Annotated in this window: 10 protein-coding genes and 2 pseudogenes; 2 read left to right on the top strand and 10 right to left on the bottom strand. The window is 66.6% G+C overall.

Features of this window, described 5'->3' with window-relative positions; all coding sequences use genetic code 11:
* From AB0L97_RS37310 to AB0L97_RS37295, 4 genes are all read right to left on the bottom strand, one after another.
* Window positions 1-122: beta-ketoacyl synthase N-terminal-like domain-containing protein (locus AB0L97_RS37310; RefSeq protein WP_364439451.1), on the bottom strand; the 122-nt coding region annotated here is incomplete at its 3' end.
* Window positions 123-145: 23 nt separating this feature from the next.
* Window positions 146-4,642, bottom strand: a complete 4,497-nt coding sequence (locus AB0L97_RS37305; RefSeq protein WP_364439445.1) for an SDR family NAD(P)-dependent oxidoreductase — start codon at window positions 4,640-4,642, stop codon at window positions 146-148.
* Entirely contained in the window at window positions 4,635-6,425 is a 1,791-nt protein-coding gene (locus tag AB0L97_RS37300) for a non-ribosomal peptide synthetase (protein WP_364439442.1), read from the bottom strand. Before AB0L97_RS37300 ends, AB0L97_RS37305 begins: the two co-directional genes overlap by 8 nt.
* A gap of 38 nt (window positions 6,426-6,463) precedes the next feature.
* On the bottom strand, window positions 6,464-7,033 hold the full coding sequence (locus tag AB0L97_RS37295; protein WP_364439439.1) for a methyltransferase domain-containing protein: 570 nt from the start codon (window positions 7,031-7,033) through the stop codon (window positions 6,464-6,466).
* A 418-nt stretch (window positions 7,034-7,451) separates the two neighbouring features.
* Here AB0L97_RS37295 and AB0L97_RS37290 point away from each other — a divergent pair, with 418 nt between their 5' ends.
* Window positions 7,452-8,174, top strand: coding sequence for a hypothetical protein (locus tag AB0L97_RS37290; RefSeq protein WP_364439436.1), 723 nt, complete (start codon window positions 7,452-7,454; stop codon window positions 8,172-8,174).
* A 22-nt stretch (window positions 8,175-8,196) separates the two neighbouring features.
* Here AB0L97_RS37290 and AB0L97_RS37285 read toward each other — a convergent pair whose 3' ends face one another.
* The 5 genes from AB0L97_RS37285 to AB0L97_RS37265 form a co-directional block, all read right to left on the bottom strand.
* The gene (locus tag AB0L97_RS37285; protein WP_364439433.1) at window positions 8,197-9,987 is read right to left on the bottom strand and encodes a condensation domain-containing protein; all 1,791 of its coding nucleotides are present in this window, start codon (window positions 9,985-9,987) and stop codon (window positions 8,197-8,199) included.
* Entirely contained in the window at window positions 9,980-10,864 is an 885-nt protein-coding gene (locus AB0L97_RS37280) for an aldo/keto reductase (protein ID WP_364439448.1), read from the bottom strand. The genes AB0L97_RS37285 and AB0L97_RS37280 overlap by 8 nt, the downstream gene beginning before the upstream one ends.
* Window positions 10,865-10,887: 23 nt before the next feature.
* A complete protein-coding gene (locus tag AB0L97_RS37275) occupies window positions 10,888-12,633 on the bottom strand; it encodes an ABC transporter ATP-binding protein (protein ID WP_364439430.1) in 1,746 nt (581 codons plus the stop codon).
* A gap of 32 nt (window positions 12,634-12,665) precedes the next feature.
* Complete coding sequence (locus tag AB0L97_RS37270) at window positions 12,666-14,384, bottom strand: ABC transporter ATP-binding protein (protein WP_364439427.1); 1,719 nt, start codon at window positions 14,382-14,384, stop codon at window positions 12,666-12,668.
* Between the two features lie 89 nt (window positions 14,385-14,473).
* Window positions 14,474-14,956: a DUF1992 domain-containing protein gene (locus AB0L97_RS37265; protein ID WP_364439424.1), complete on the bottom strand. Its 483-nt coding sequence runs from the start codon at window positions 14,954-14,956 to the stop codon at window positions 14,474-14,476.
* A 683-nt stretch (window positions 14,957-15,639) separates the two neighbouring features.
* Between AB0L97_RS37265 and AB0L97_RS37260 the strand changes: the two are divergent.
* Window positions 15,640-15,882 (top strand): annotated as a pseudogene (locus tag AB0L97_RS37260) (transposase); the annotation flags it as partial.
* Between the two features lie 96 nt (window positions 15,883-15,978).
* On the opposite strand, the pseudogene AB0L97_RS37255 reads toward AB0L97_RS37260, so the two are convergent.
* Window positions 15,979-16,119 (bottom strand): annotated as a pseudogene (locus AB0L97_RS37255) (IS110 family transposase); the annotation flags it as partial.

The raw sequence follows: 16,119 nt of genomic DNA, 5'->3' as shown, positions 1-16,119 counted from the left end.
GCGGTGTGGAGTTGGTGGTCGGTGAGTGGGGTGATGGATTCGATGCCGTGGTAGAGGTTGTGCCAGTATTCGGTGGTGCTGCGGGCGCCGGGGAATCGCCCGGCCATCCCGATGATCGCCACGCCCGCACCGACCGGCCCGGTGCTCACGACGCCGCCCTGAGTTCGTCGATGAGTCCGCCCAGGGTGCGCACGGTAGGTCCCTCGTAGACGATGGTCAGCGGCACGGCCACCGCGAGTTCCCGGCGCAACTGGTGCACGACCTGCAATCCGAGCAGCGAGCTGCCACCGAGTTCGAAGAAGTTGTCGTACACCCCGACGCTGGTCAGGCCGAGTAATTCGGCCCAGATGTCGGCGACCCGCTGTTCGGCATCGCTGCGCGGAGCCACGAAAGGGTTGCGCAGGTTCGGTCGCTCGTGCTTGGCCCGCGGTACCGCCACATCGCGGATCGGTGTGGTCCACGACGCCTGCCTGCGGGCGAGATCGCCGGTGGAGACCGCGATTTGAGGTTGCGGCAGGGACTTCAGGAGCAGTCGGAAGACCTGTCTGCCCTCCTCGGGAGTCAGCGCGAACTCGCGGACGGCACTGCCGATCATGGCGCGCTCGTCGGCGGAGAAGGCCCAGGCATCCCAGTTGACCGCGCACCATGGTTGGTCGGCGTCATGGTTTTGCTGTGCGAACGCGTCGAGGAAGGCGTTGGCGGCGGCGTAGGCGGCGAAGCCGAGCCCGCCGAGAATCGACGCGACCGACGAGCACAGTATCGCGAAGTCCAGCCGGCGACCAGCGAGGACCTCATGTAAGACCACCGTGCCGTGCACCTTCGGGCCGAAATGCCAGGAGAGCTCTTCGGTGCCGAGGTCCTGGATCGTGCGGTGCGCGGCGGCACCCGTCGTGCCGGCGCACTGCACAACGCCGTTGATCACGCCGTACCGCCGCTCGACCTGTTCGACGAGGCTGTCCATGGCTCGCCGGTCGGTGACATCCGTTGCGGCCACCATGACTTCGCTGCCCCGCTCCTCGAGTGCGCGTACCGCCTCGATCGCCGCCGCGACGGCGACCGGGTGGCTCGGGTCGTCCCATGTCGCCCGTGGCGGGAGCCCGGTACGGCTGGTTAGCACCAGACGCACCGGTGCCGCTTCGGCGAGCACGTCGGCCATGAGCAGTCCGATCCGTCCCAGCCCGCCGATGATCAGATACACACCGTTCGGACGGACGGCAGGATCTGGTCGCTCGACCGGCGTGCAGGCTGTGTGCGTCGGGACCCAGGTGTGCCGTCCGCGCAGGGCGACGGTTCGCTCGTCGAGCTCGTGGACGAGCAGTTCCAGCAGCCGGTCGACGTGGTGCGCACTGTCCAGGTCGACATGCACGCAGGTGAGCGACGGGTATTCCTGGCCGAGCACCCGGCAGATACCGTGCATAGTCGCCCGGTGCGGCGACAGCGGTTCGTCGCCGGCAACCGTGTGGGCACCGGTGGAGACGACGTCCCATCGCTGCGGGGTGGTCATCAATTCCTTTCCGGTGGCCTTGGCCCACTGCACCAGGCTGCCGAACGTGCGGTCCAGCAATGACTCGACCTCGTCGGGCTCGCCCCCGGCGTCCGCGCCGACCGCCCAGCAATGCACGACCCGATCCGGGAAAATCCCTGCCGTCCGTAGTGATTCAGCAAGCTTGCCGAACTCGTCCGGCTCGGCCGGATCCACCAGGTAGTCGTGCGATGCCGGGCTGCCGACCGGCCCGACGGTGCGCACCGTGGCGCCGAGCAGGCGGAGCCGATCCGCCAGCTGCCCTCCGATGCCGGTCTCATCGGCGAAGATCAACCATGATCGACCGGTCTGTCCTTCGAGCATGGTCGGCGTCGGGGACAATCGGCGCCACGACGGTGCGGAGAACCACTTCCGCATGTCAGTGTGCCGGTCCGGCTGGGCCGCCGACGCCCGCCGCTGCGCAGGTCCCAACCGATAGGTACGTCGTTGGAACGGATAGGTCGGCAGGGTCGTCCGCCGACCCGCGTCGTCCGCGGGAGCAGGCGCCGGCCCGCCAGCGAGCCATAGCCTCCCGGCCGCGCCGAGGAGCGTGGCCCTGTCACCGCGTTCGTCGTAGGGGCCGGGCAACGACGGGACGACGAGGCGGTTGGTGATTCCGCGCGCGGCCTGGTGCTGCAGGATGTCCGGGGTGAGAGTCGGACTCGGCCCGACCTCCACGACCGCGACGTCCGGCACGGACCACAGCGTGGCGATACCGTCGGCGAAGCGCACGGTGTGGCGCAGATGGCGGGCCCAATAGTCCGGGCTGGTCGCCTCGTCGTCGGTGATCCAGGTGCCGGTCAGGTTCGAGATGAAGGGAATGGCCGGGCGGTCCGGTCGCACGGAGCGGACCAGTTCGGCGTAGCGCTCGACGACCGCGTCCATCATCGTGGAGTGGAAGGCGAACCGAGTGTTCAATCGGCGGGATTGGATTCCGCCCTCGCCCAGCGCGTGCTCCACCCGGGCGATCCCGGCGACCGTTCCGGACACCACACAGCTGCGTGGGCTGTTGACCGCGGCAAGCGCTACCTCGCCGTCGAGGTAGCGAGCGATATCGTCGGTGCTGAGCGGGACCGCCAGCATGGCGCCCTCGCCCTGCGCTTCGATCAGCCGTGCCCGCTCGACCACGAGACGCAGAGCATCCGGCAAGGAGAACACACCGGCGACGCACGCGGCGACATACTCGCCGAGGCTGTGCCCGATCATCGCTTCCGGGCGCATGCCCCAGGACGCCCACAGTTCGACCAGCGCGTACTCCAGCGCGAACACCACGGCGTAGCCCAACTCCGGCCGGTCGAGTGGGTGATCGCTGGGCTCGACCTGTAGCAGCATGCGCCGAAAGTCGGAGTCATTGCGGCGTGTGTCGCGCATCGGTGGCCGAATATCCTGTCCGAGTATGGGTTCGAGCAGGTCCGCGCACCGGTCGAACGCATCGGTGAACGCGGCTTCGGTGGCGTAGAGTGACCTCGCCATGCCCGGGTACTGCGACCCGAATCCAGTGAATGCGAACGCTATCGGACGGTGTGCCGCGTCGGGGGCCTCGCCGTCGAGCAGCCTCCCGTCGTCGCGGGCCGTAAGCGCGCTGATGGCTTCTTCGACGTCCGCGCAGACCAGCACCCTGCGAAACGGAAAAGCCCTGCGGCCGTGTCGAAGGGTGAACGCGACATCGTCGATGGATATCGCATCGTGGCTGCGCAGGTGGTCGAGCAGCCGCTCTGTCGTGGTCTCCAATTCCTCGGCGGTGCGAGCGGAGAGCATCAGTAGCCGGGGCGACTCGATGTCTGCGCCGGACCGGGCGGGTTCTTTCGGCGCCTGTTCGACGATGAGGTGGGCGTTCGTGCCGCCCAGGCCGAACGAGCTCACACCGGCGCGGCGCGGACCGTCGTGCGCGGGCCACGGACGCAGTGCGGTGTTGACATAGAACGGGCTGTCGTTCATACCCAGTCGCGGGTCGGACTCCTCGAAGTGCAGGCTCGGCGGGAGCACGCCGTCGCGCACCGCGAGCACCGTCTTGATCAAACCGGCGATGCCCGCGGCGGAGTCGAGGTGCCCGATGTTGGTTTTCACCGAGCCGACCGCACACCAGCCCGTGGGCACATCGGGGAAAGCCGAGCGCAGCGCGGAGAACTCGATCAGGTCACCCAGCGCGGTCGCCGAACCGTGTACCTCGACGTAGCGGATGCTTTCCGGTGCGGCGTTCGCCTCGACCAGCGCTGCGGCGATGACTTCGGCCTGCGTGGTGGCGTTCGGTGCGGTGAATCCGGCGCGCTGCGCGCCATCGTTGTTCACTGCGGCGCCCTTGATGACGGCGTAGATGGTGTCCCGGTCGGCGATCGCATCCGCGAGCCGTTTGAGCACGACGATCCCGGCGCCGTCGCCGCCGACTGTGCCTTGCGCACGTGCGTCAAATGTGCGGCAGTAGCCGTCCGGCGAGAAAATCCCGTCGGGGCGATAGACGTAGCCGTCGCGCCTGCCCGCATCAATGGACACCCCGCCGGCGAGGGCCATATCGCACTGGTAAGCGAGCAGGGATTGGCAGGCTTCGGCGACGGCGACGAGCGAGGTGGAACACGCGGACTGAATGTTGATGCTCGGTCCGGTCAGGCCGAGCTTGTAGGAGATCCGGCTGGCGAGGAAGTCCGATCTGTTGCCGAGCACAACCTGCTTGTCACGCAGGAGTTCTGCCGCATCCGGTTGGGTCGCGATGGAGTGCAGCAGGTAGGTGTTGTGGCCGGCGCCGACGTAGACGCCGATCAATCCGTCGTATGTGTCTGCGACGTGTCCGGCGTCTTCCATGGCCTCCCAGGCGCATTCGAGGATAACGCGGTGCTGGGGGTCGGTGAGTTCCGCCTCTCGCGGGGAGTAACCAAAGAAGCCCGCGTCGAACATGTCGCTGTCATCCAGGACGTAGCCCGCGGCGACGAAATCCGGATCGTCGATCGCCACACCGCGGTTGGCGAGTTCGCCCGCGTCGAAATGGCTGATCGAATGCGCGCCCTCCCGGATGGCCGCCCAGTATTCGGCGACGGTTGCGGCTCCGGGAAATCGGCCCGCCAGGCCGATGACGGCGATGTCGAAGCTCGTGCCGTGGTCGTCGGAATGGTGTTCTTGCTCATTCATGTCGGCCTCGTTTCGCCCGTGCGGGCTGCCTGCGGGCGCGCCGCTCTGCCCTGGCAGCTGCGGGCACGTGGCCCGCGAGGAAGCGGGCCTGCGCTCGCACCGTCGGGTTGTGGAACAGATCCAGCAGCTCGACCTCGCGACCGGTCGCGATCCGAAGCCGGTGCTGCAGTTCGGTCAACCGCAACGAATGCCCGCCGATATCGAAGAAGTTCTGGTCCATGCCGATCACTTCGGTGCACAGAACGTCGCGCCACGCCTCGATCACCAGCCGATCGAGATCGCTGGCAGGCCGTGCCGGTGCGACGTCGGGAGGCTGCGGCGCGGGCAGCGCGGTCCGATCGACCTTGCCGTGACCGGACAGCGGCAGCCGCGGCAGCGCCACGATGTACTGCGGGACCATATGCGCCGGTAGCTTCGCGCGGACTTCTCGGTCGAGTCGTGCGAGGTCGATATCATCGGGCTCGACATAGGCGACGATCCGGCGATCGCCCGAAGTATCTTCTCGCACAACGGTTATCGCGTTGTGCACGGAAGGGTCTTGGTTGAGCGTGGCGTCGATCTCTCCGAGTTCCACCCGGAATCCGCGAACCTTGACCTGGTCGTCTCGCCGACCGACGAAGGTGATCGTGCCGTCCGGCAGGCGGCTCACATAGTCGCCGGTGCGGTACCGGCGGACGCCGTCCGCTCCGGTGACGAAGGTGGCCGCGGTCAAGCCGGGTCTGCGTAGATAGCCACGGGCGACATTGGCACCACTGATCAGCAGTTCACCGACCGCACCGTCGGGCACCGGCTCTCCGCGCTCGTCCGCCACCTGGACGCGCGTGCCCGGCAATGGAACTCCGATGGGGGCGCGATGCCAGTCGGCGTCCGGGTGATCGGCGACGGCCAGGGTGAGCGTCCCCACAGTGGTCTCGGTGGGGCCGTAGTGGTTGACGACCCGGCATTCCGGCGCCATGCGTTGCAGCGAGCGCAGCCATTGCCAATCCACAGGCTCGCCGCCGACGATCAGCAGTCGGCGCGGCAGGATCCCGGCGAAGTGCTCCGAGACCTGGAGTGCGCGCAGGTGTGAGGGGGCGATCTTCAGGCAGTCGACGCCGTGCTCCTGTATCCAGTGGGCCAATTGCCCGGCGTCCAGCGCTACGTCCCGGGAGAGCAGATGTACCTCGCCGCCGGTGCACAGGGGCGGAACGAACGAGGTGACACTGGAGTCGACCGAAAGTGGCTGCAGCATGGCAAACCTGAGCGGCTCGGTGATCTCGAAGCGTTCCAGCACCGCGCGGGTGTAAGCCATCAGTTGGCGGTGCTCGACCACTACGCCCTTCGGTGTGCCGGTCGATCCGGAGGTGTACAGCACGTACGCGGCCTGCGCCAGGACCGTCTGGACGGCGGTCGGGTTCGCTGCCGGCCACCCTTCGAGGACGGACCAGTCGGCGTCCAGCCGGATGGCGGCACGGTTCGCGGAGGACTCCGAGGTGAGAACGATGCGGGTTTCCGCGTCGTCGAGGATGTCGTTGCGTCGCGCCTCGGCGTCGTGCGGATCCACCGGAACGTACGCGCCGCCCGCCTTCAGCACCCCGAGCACCGCGACGATCATGCGGACATCGCGTGGCAGGCAAAGACCCACCGTAACCTCGGAGCCGACGCCGCGGTCGCGCAACACCTGCGCCAGTTGGTTGGCCCGGTGGTTCAGCTCGCGGTAGGTCGTCGCGGCGTTTTCCGCGCGTACGGCTATCGCGTCGGGGCATCGTGCGGCCCACCATTCGAACAGCTGATGGAACGCCATGTGTGCGAATGCTTCCCGGTCGATGTCGCTTGGTGTCATCACGGGTGCCGCTTGGTGCAGAAGTAGACGCGCTCGGTGCGGTATCCCTCGGCGGCGTCGACGACCTCTACCGACTCGGAGAGCAGGTCGAGGAGACTTTCGAACCGCTCGGGTGCGTAATTGTTGAGCCAGATGTAGCCAGCAGGGGTCTCTCGCCGGAGCAGCTTCTCCGGCGCCCTCGGCACCTGAAACATACAGATCGCCACATGACGCCGAGCCCCCCGGAAGAGTTCGCTCGCGCGCACCGCGGTCTCGTAGTAGGGCAGCATTTCCAGCAGATGTCGGCAGTTCACGTAGTCGAACGTGTCCGAGCGGAATGCCATGTCGAGAACATTCATCTGCAGCCACGGGGCCGTGGGGTGTCGATCGCGGCAGTCGTCGAGGACGGGACCGCAGATATCGATCCCCGTGTAGCGGGGCGACAAATCGTCGCTCTTCAGTGTCTCGTAGGTGACGCCGGACATCACCCCGCAATCGAGCATATCGAATTCGACCGTCGAGTAATTATCCCGGATGAATTCGGTGACTAACGTATGGGAGCAGTGACTCGCTCGCCCGTCTTCGCGCATATAGTCTAATTCTAATGTCTGTGTCCAGAGGGAATTGGAAATCAAAGCGCCACCACCCCCACCTTCCTACGTGCACTTCGCTTTTGCGTGCCTCGATTTGAGTTCATGATTATGGACTGGCCTGGCATTCTGCAACCCAGACGCGAAGTCGAACCTGGTTGTGTGATTGTCGAGAATTGCCGCCGTGTGTTGTCTGTGTCCCGCTGGCGGGACACAGACAAGATGCGCCGATCGAGAGGTTGAAATGGGCCGACCGGAGGTTTTCGTCGCTGTTCGTGGCACAGAGCTGGGAGTTCGGGTGTCGGCCTGCGACCTGGACGAGGAGGTGCTCCGTGGCGCTGATGGCGAGTTGGCAAGTCGAAGCGCAGATGCTGTTCGAGTCTCGGACCGACAGGCGGACGAACTCGCCGCTGCAGTGGTGCCCGATGCGGTTGGGCGGTTCCAGGCGGTGGTGGTGTGCACCGAGTCCCTCGCGGGGCGCGATCCGGTCGCCTGGGTCAGAGGTTTTCGTGCCGCGGCGGGTCTCGATACGACCCGGACGTTGCTGGTGACCGGGTCCGCCTGCGCGAATTTCGCGGCAGGGCTCGATGTCTCGCACGGGCTGATCGCCGCGGGCACCGCGGCGGCGGTACTGCTCGTGGTGACGGACAAGGTTTCGGCCGGAACTCGCTATCAGCCACTCGGCAACAGCGTCGTCGGCGACGGCGCCGTCTCCTGCCTCGTTACCGGCAGCCACGGGCACGCTCCGTTTCGTCTGATCGGTCAGGCCGCCGAGACCTGGCTGGGCTCGGACAGCATGCTGGCCCATGCGAGAACGCTGCTGACCGCGACGCGGTCGGCAGCGCGGCGGTCAACAGGCGACGCGCTGGTGTCGGTTCGGCATGTAATCACCCCGAACTTCGACGAGACGACGCGCCAGCTGCTGGGGATGGCCGTCTCGGCGCCGGCGGCGGCCCAGCACGCCGGGCTGCTCAGGGAGGTCGGTCACTGCTTCAGCGCCGACGTCCCACTCAACCTGCGTGACCTTGTCCGATCCGGTGCCGCGGTCCCCGGCGATCTTGTGCTCGCCGTTTCCTGCAGCAAAGACACGGTGTACGTGACCACCTTCGAATACGTGGGCGGGGGAGGTGAGGACCGATGACGCGAACTCGCGGTGTCTGCGCTCAGTTCTGAGTGCGGATCAGGCAGCGTGCGACGGCGCGCAAGGTGAAGCTCGCCCAGAAGTGCTCGCGCTCGATCCCCGAGTATCCTGCGTCGCGGATTCGCTCCGCGACGGCCGGGGCGAGCGCGAGCGCGCCGCCCACCGTCACATATGTAGCGGACATATCCTTCACCGCGACCTTGTTGACAACTGAAATGGCGTCCGCGAGAACAGTTTCCGGCTCGGTGCTCGGCAGCAAGGCAACGCCGTCGCCCGGCGACCAGGAGTTCTGATCCATCTGATGGTTCTCGCATGGCTGCGCCTGATATTCGTCAGGCGCCACCAGCCACGGCTCGGCGTCCAATAGGCCGGTGAGGTTCTCGTGGATATCGAAGAACCGTGTCTCGGGTTCTGTGCACAGCGAACAGACCACCGCCGCGCCCTCGACCGAAATTGTGCACCGGCATACGCCGGGAACGGCGTTGATCGAGGCGGCCAGTCGGGACCGGTCGACCCATCGGTCGGCAACGAGCTCGGTCGACTCGCGCGTCACCGGAATGCTCCTGAGCAGTGCCTGAATATCGCCCACGCGCGCGGACGGATGGGTACGGACGAATTCGAGCAGCGACGGGAACATAGTCAGCGCCGCCTCGGCGGTGACCGCGGACAACTGCCCGAGCCCGGCTCTGAGTTCGACCTCCAAGGTGGTCGGCCCCTCGAACAATGACCAGACGACAACCCAGGGGTCGGCTGCTGCCTCGGCCCTGGACGTGAGCTCGGCAGCGGGGTCCTCGTCGGGCAGTTCGAGGTAGTTGAAATAGACGGGCATATTGGGGCGGATACCCTGCCGCTGAATTTCGATCAGCTTCACCTCGTCCGGCACGGGGTCATGCCGGAAATCGCGGAGAACGTTCGTCAGTTTGGCGGCCTCGAATGCCTCGACCGCGGCGTGAAAAGGCTCGTCCGGTCGCACAATAAAGATGGTTCTTACCTGCCGGATGCGGCAATCGATGGTGTGGTCCTGCTCGAGACGTCCGTTCAGGATAGTGCCGAAGCGCACCCAGGACAGGCCGCTGAGGTGTGACATGAACAGGCCGATCAGTGTCTGGAACAGGCTCGGCATGCTGGTGCCGAATCGCTGACATATGTCGTCGGCGGTCTCGATCAGCCCGTCGTAGCCGACCGTCAGCACCGTCTGCCCGCGTTCCTGTGCGGACAGGCGACGAGGCGGGACGCATGTTTGCGGGAACCGTTCACCCCAGGCCGTGCCCGCACCGCTCCGCGGGTCGATGAGCCGAGCCAGCCGGCGTTGCTGGGTGAGTTGGTCGAGTGGATGGTTTGTCGGCCGGGCGGGATCCTCGCCGCGACACAATGCCTCGAACTGTGCCGTGAAGTTGGACCTGCCGAACCCGTCGGTGATGATGTGGTCGTAGACGAGGTTCACATGAGTAACCACGTCGTGCTCGCATTCGAGGTAGACCACCCACAGCGCATCGTCGACCAAGATCATGTCCTGCGGCGACGAGCCACGGTCCAGCACGATGACGTGACGGCCGAGGTCGACACGGTCGTAAACGGTCTGACAGGGCAGATCGTCATCGCCGATACCGAACGTGGTGCGCAGGATCTCGTGGCGCTCGACAAGGGCGGCCAGCGCTTTTTCGGCGATGGCCAGTGGGACCGGCGAATCGAGCTGCCAGCGGGTGCGTTGTGCCGGACGCTGATTCGCGGCTCTCGACCAGTACAGCCCATCCCATCGGTAGTACTGATCGAAAGTCAGTGGTCCACGGCGGACTTCGCGAGGACTACGCATCGTGCGACTCCGCGACAGAGGTGCGAGCGTCGAGGGCGTCGAGCCGGGCGAGGCATTCCTCGGAAAGCGTCACCTCGATCGCCCCGACGTTCTCCTCGAGATGGTGTCGGTCGGTAGTGCCGGGCAGCGGCACAATATCGGGGCCGCGGCTCATCAGCCACGCGATCGACAGCTGGGCGGGGGTGCACGGCACGGCGTCGGCGACCGCACGAATCGTGGCGGCGACGGAGCGGCCCGCGGTCTCGAGGCCGCTCGCCAGCACTCCGCGACTCAACGGGTGATACGCAACCACGCCGACGCCCAATTCGCGGCAGGTGCCGAGCAATTCGTCTTCGATGGCGCGATTCACCAGCGAATAACTCTCTTGTACGGCGGTGATCGGATGAACCGCGTGTGCCGCACGAAGTGTCGCGGCGCTGACGGCCGAAAGCCCTATGTGCCGGACATATCCGCGTCGCACCAGGTCGGCCAGGACGGTGATGGTGTCCTCGATCGGTACCGCTGGGTCGTGACGATGGAGGTAATAGATATCGATGTAGTCGGTGCGGAGCCGACGTAGCGAGTCGGTGCAGGCACGGGTCGCCCACTCGGCGGAGTTGTCGACCCGCACCATGCCCGCATCGTCCAGGCGCAGGCCGAATTTTGTCGACAGCACGACCTGGTCCCGGCGCCGCGCGATAACGCCGGCAAGCAGTTCTTCGTTTTTCCCCGTTTTCTTTCCGTAGACATCGGCGGTGTCGAGCATCGCAATTCCGAGATCCAGCGCCCGGGTAATAGTGCTCCTCGAGCGGCGTCGTGCGACCGCGCCCGACGTACGGGCCAGCATGCAACCCAGCCCGAGATCCGAAGTAGCCAAGCCATTTCCGAGAATTTTCATCCGCATAAGCGGATTATTTCAACTCATTCGCCGTGCCACGAGTGCCACAATGACGCGTAAATGCCCTTGTGCGAGACGAGTTCGTCGTGGCTGCCGAGCTCGGTTATGGAGCCGTCGGTCATGACCGCGATTCGATCGGCATCGTGTGCGGTGTGCAGGCGATGGGCGATGGCGATGACCGTGCGCCCCGCGAGCACGGCGGCGAGCGCGCGCTCGGTATCGCGTGCGGCCGCGGGGTCGAGCAGTGCGGTCGCCTCGTCGAGGATCAGCGTGTGCGGATCGGCCAGCGCCACGCGGGCCAAGGCGAGCTGCTGGGCCTGCGCGCCGTTCAGGGTGTGCCCCGCGCCGCCCAGCTCGGTGTCGAGCCCGTCGGTCAGTTCGAGTGCCCAACTCGCGTCGACCGTAGCGAGTGCGTCGCGCATCCGCTCGTCGGTCGCGGCCGGGTCCGCGATGTGCAGATTGCCCCGCAGCGTGTCCTGGAATACATGATGTTCCTGAGTGACGAGAACGACCCGGCGGCGCAACAGCTCTGGGGCCAGTGTGGCGATCGACACGCCACCGACCGTGACGGTCCCCGAACGCGGTTCCTCCAGTCCGGCGAGCAGCCTGCCGAGCGTGGTCTTGCCCGCGCCCGACGGCCCGACGAGCGCGAGCTTCTCGCCTGCGGCGATGTCGAGGGTGATGCCGTGCAGGACGTCGCGGTCACCGACGTAGGCAAAATGGCAGTCGCGCACCTCGATCCGGTCGTCCGCGGGCTCGGCGGTCACGCGCGGCTTGTCGCTCGGGGCCTGCGCCATCCCTTCGAGCCGGGCGTAGGACGCGCCGCTCTGCTGGAGCTGTTCGATCCAGAGCAGAATCGCGTCGAGCGGGTTGGTCAATTGGCGCAGATACAGCGCGGCCGCGATCACCGTGCCGAGACTCACCACGTCGGCATGCTCCAGCGCCCCACCGATCAACAGCACGCCGACCAACGCCACCACATGGGAGATGTCCACCGCCGGCAGCAGCACGGTCCGCAGCCACAGGGTCCGCAGCCGCGTCTGCCGCGCGTGCACGATCGCGGCATCGGTGTGCTGACGGCGGCGCTGCTGCAGCCCGAGCGCCTCGATGGTGCGGGCGCCGTGCGCCGTTGTCGCGAGGATCTCGGCCAGCGCCGCCGTCGCCGCACCCTCGGTGAGGTAGTCGGCGCGGGCGCGGCGCAGATACCAGCGCAGCGCCGTGACGATTCCGATCATGCCGAGCAACGCGCACACGCCGAGCAACGGATTCAGCACGAGGACCGCCGCGATGATGAGCACGGCCTGCACCGCCGCCACGAACACCTCGGGCGCGGCGTTGCGAAGCGCGTGGGCGACGCTGCCGACATCGGTGGTGCCCCGCGTGACGAGATCACCGGTCGGCACGTGTTCGACCGTGGCGGCGGGTAGCGCGAGCGTGCGCTTGAGGAATCGCTCGCGCAGCCGGGCCGCGGCGCGTTCGCCGAACCGGGCGCCGACATACAGCGCGTACCTGGTCAGGACCATCTGCACGATCGTGCACACGACGATCGCCAGCGCGAGCTCGTCGATCCTGGATACTGCGCCGGGCCCGGTCGATTCCTTGACCGTGTCCACGATCGCGCCGAGCAGGCGCGGCGCCGCGAGCCCGGCTGCGGCGGCGAGTGCGTTGAGCACCAGCATCGCGGCGAAAGCCGCTCGGTCCGTACGAATCTCGTGCCAAGCGGCGCGGCGCACGTGCACCTTGTCCGCGACGGGCATGGTAGTGGTCAACGCAGTCCTCGTGGTCGCGGGAATGGTGTGGGTCACCGGAGGGCCTTCTCGTCGGCGCCGCGGGAGACCAGGGCTCGATAGCCCGCCTCGGCGGCGAGCAGTTCGTGATGGGTGCCTACCGCGACCACCCGGCCGTCAACGAGGTAGTCGACGACATCGGCCTGCTCCAGCACGAGCGGGGACGTGGTCGTGACCACGGTCGTCAGGTCGGCGCGGGCCCGGCGCAGTCTCGCGGCGATCACCGCCTCGGTGTGGCTGTCGACCGCCGAGGTGGGTTCCACTGCCAGCAGGATCTGCGGTTCGGCGTACAACGCGCGGGCGAGCCGAAGGCGTTGCCGCTGGCCACCGGAGAGGTTGCGACCCTGTGCGGTGATCACCGAGTCCAGCCCGTCCGGCAGCGCGTCCACCACATCGGTCGCCGCGGCGGCGTGGATGGCCTCGGTGATCTTCTCGTCGTCCGGTTCGCGCCGGCCGGCGATGATGTCACGGACCGTTCCGGTGAACAGCGCGGCGTCGTTGTCCGCGACCATGATTCGCTCGCGGACCTGTGCCAGCACGATGCTGTCCAATCTGCGTTCCCCCCAGGTGGCCGCCGACTCCGCGAATCGGCCGAGCCGGTCGACGATGCCGACCGCGTCGGAATGTCGCTTGCCCGCGATCGCGGTCAGGGTGCCCGGCCTCACCTCGACGCCGGACTCGGGGTCCCGCAGGATTTCCGGCGTGTCCGGGGCGTCGACCGCGGTCGGTGCATCGGACTGGTCGGGTCGAACGGCGAGAAAACGGATCACCCTGCGAGCCGCGACCACGGCGCGGGTCAGATCGGTGGCGCCTTCGATGAAGAACGACACTGGGACGACCAGCATCGCGACGTAGCCGTACACGGCGACGAGGTTGCCGATGGTGATCGTGCCCTCGGCGGCCATCCGTGCGGCCAGCCAGGTGACGGCGGCGAGGAACAGCGCGGGCAGACCGGTGCCGAGCGCACCCATCCAGCTTGTCACCGCACCGACCTGATAACCCTTGTTGCGCAAGGTCTGTGAGTTGCGCCGATAGCGGTCGACGTAGGTTTGCTTGCCGCCGAGACCGTTGAGAACGCGCAGACCGGTGAGGATGTCGACGAGCCGTGCGGTCAATCCGCCCTGCAGTTCCCGGTAGTCCGCGCCGATCCGATGGAGTTTGCCGAGCAAGGGGCCGATCGCGAAGGTGAGCAGCGGTACGCCGGTGAGGATCACCAGGGCGAGCAACGGCGAGATGGAGAAGAGAAGCACCGCCACGGCCATGTAGGCGACCACCGCGCCGAAACCGGGGCCGGTGATCGTCAGCGACTGCGCGATCGCTTGAACGTCGCCCATGCCGATCGCCGTGACTTCACCCGCCGTAGTTCTGCGCGCCAGCGTGGGGCCGAGGCGGGCGGTGTGACTCGCGGTGGTGCGGGCGATACGGAACGAGGCATCCATGCGGATTCTTGTCATCGTGCGATGGCGGGCGATGGCCACCCCCGCATTCGCGACTCCGATCAGGAGTATCGCGAGTGTCCAACCGGCCAGCGCCGCCGTGTTACTTGCGCGGAGGCCATTATCGATCGCTTTCGAAAGCAGATAGGGCGGTATCGCGAGGCCGACCATCCACAATGTGCCCAATGTCGCCCCGGCCGCAACGCGAGCGCGCTGGCAGATGATGAGCCACCACAACAGCCGGATGGGTCTGGATTGATGCTCGGTTGGTTCGCTCCAGACGGAGTTTTCGGACATCGCTGCATGCTAATTGATGCACGATGGTTCCGTAATGCCCTGGCAGATACGAGAATTCGATCCGACCTATTGGGCCGGCCGTGCAGTGACTACCGGGTGCCTCGGCGCCACCACGACCTTTTCGCCGGGGGCGCCGACTCGCCTGCCTCGCCGCCGGTCGCTTGATCGCGCCGCCGCTGACCGCGCCATTCCTCGACGATCTGGTCGACATCGACCGGGGAGACCTGGACGTACGGTCCGGTCGGCATGCGCAGCCAGCGGGTGACCCGGTCGTTGAGTTCAGCTACCGTGTCGCGAACCTCCTGCTCGAAACGCAACGTCCGGACGGTCTCCGGCAGTCGCTCGAGGTCTCGCCGCAGCACCAGCGACGGTGGCAGCATACCGTCGGCGGTGCCGCCTTCCCGGTGCAGATACGCCTTCAACCACCACTGCTCGTCGAGGGGCTCGCCCGCTCCCGGCAGCGGCTTACCGGCACCGGGCAGATTGTCGAATTCGCCGCGCTCGGTCGCCTCGCGAATTTGTTTGTCGACCCATGACTCGAAGGTGGCACCCAACGGCTTTCGTTCCGTCATTCCACACCCTCCGCTCGTCTACGGTTGCCGGTACGGCCGGATCATACCGGCGATACGGCGCTATCTGCAGGCGGTCGCCGATGGGCGACTCGGTCTACGACGGAGCGTGGTGGCGGTGTCGCAGGGCGCATAGCGGATGCTTGGTCACGACAAGCCGAGTACGACGCTCGATGTGTACTCGGATCTGTTCGATGACGATCTCGACGAAGTGGCGACCCGGGTGGATTCCGCGCGGGCTGGTTTCGCTTCTGCGTACTCTGTGCGTACCTGGGCGAGTGCCGGAGCGGTAGCTATCCGAAAATCAAGCCTGTGACCTGCGCAAACGCTGTGCCCTCGACAGGACACACAAAACATGGGCAACTGGAAAACGCCTGGTCATAGTGGGTGCGTATTCCGTCTGAGGGATCGTGATGCCGAAGTAGGGAGATCGGCCACAACGGGATTGCGCCCTGGGCGGGGCACACCAAAGACGGGAATGGGGACGGCCTGCGGTTTTCGCGCGGTCGGTTGATAATCGAAGCCGACTATCGTCTGTAGACAGGCCCGGCGGTGATTGTTGGATGCCTGAACTACTCAGTGGGGGTCAGGGGTTCGAGTCCCCTTAGAGCTCCTAACAGGTTCGCCCGGGTGGCGTTGACTCCTGTTGCAGTGCAGTATGTTTCGTCGTGGCGGCACCGTGGGTCGTGGATGACGAGTTGTGGGCAGTGATCGAACCGCTACTGCCGGTCCGGGCGCCGGGTACGCCGGGGCCGGCGCGGATGGACGACCGGCTGGTGTTCCAGGGGATCTTGTTCGTGCTGTTCACCGGCATCGGGTGGGAGGACCTGCCCCAGGAACTCGGATTCGGGTCCGGCATGACCTGTTGGCGGCGAGTGCGGGACTGGCAAGCGTCCGGGGTGTTCGAGGCGATGCACCAGGCGATGCTCGCCCACGCCAACAGCGCCGGGTTGATCGATTTCGACCGGGTCATCGCCGACGCCTCGCACGTGCGGGCGAAAAAAGACATCCCAGGGGCTTGGGTGTCAAGCGGCGGTCGCTTTCTCGGTGTGTGGGGACCACGCGGCGGCTTCGTCGTAGACCGTTCGCGTCTTGATGCAGCCGTGGAGGATGCCGACAAGGCGGTTGGCCAGCTGGCGCAGCGCGGCCTGGTGTTCGAGGCCGCG

The sequence above is a fragment of the Nocardia sp. NPDC051911 genome, from assembly GCF_040681035.1.
Lineage (GTDB): Bacteria > Actinomycetota > Actinomycetes > Mycobacteriales > Mycobacteriaceae > Nocardia > Nocardia sichangensis.
The sequence above is the reverse complement of the archived record's forward strand: the minus strand, read 5'-3'. Positions and strand labels throughout refer to the sequence as shown.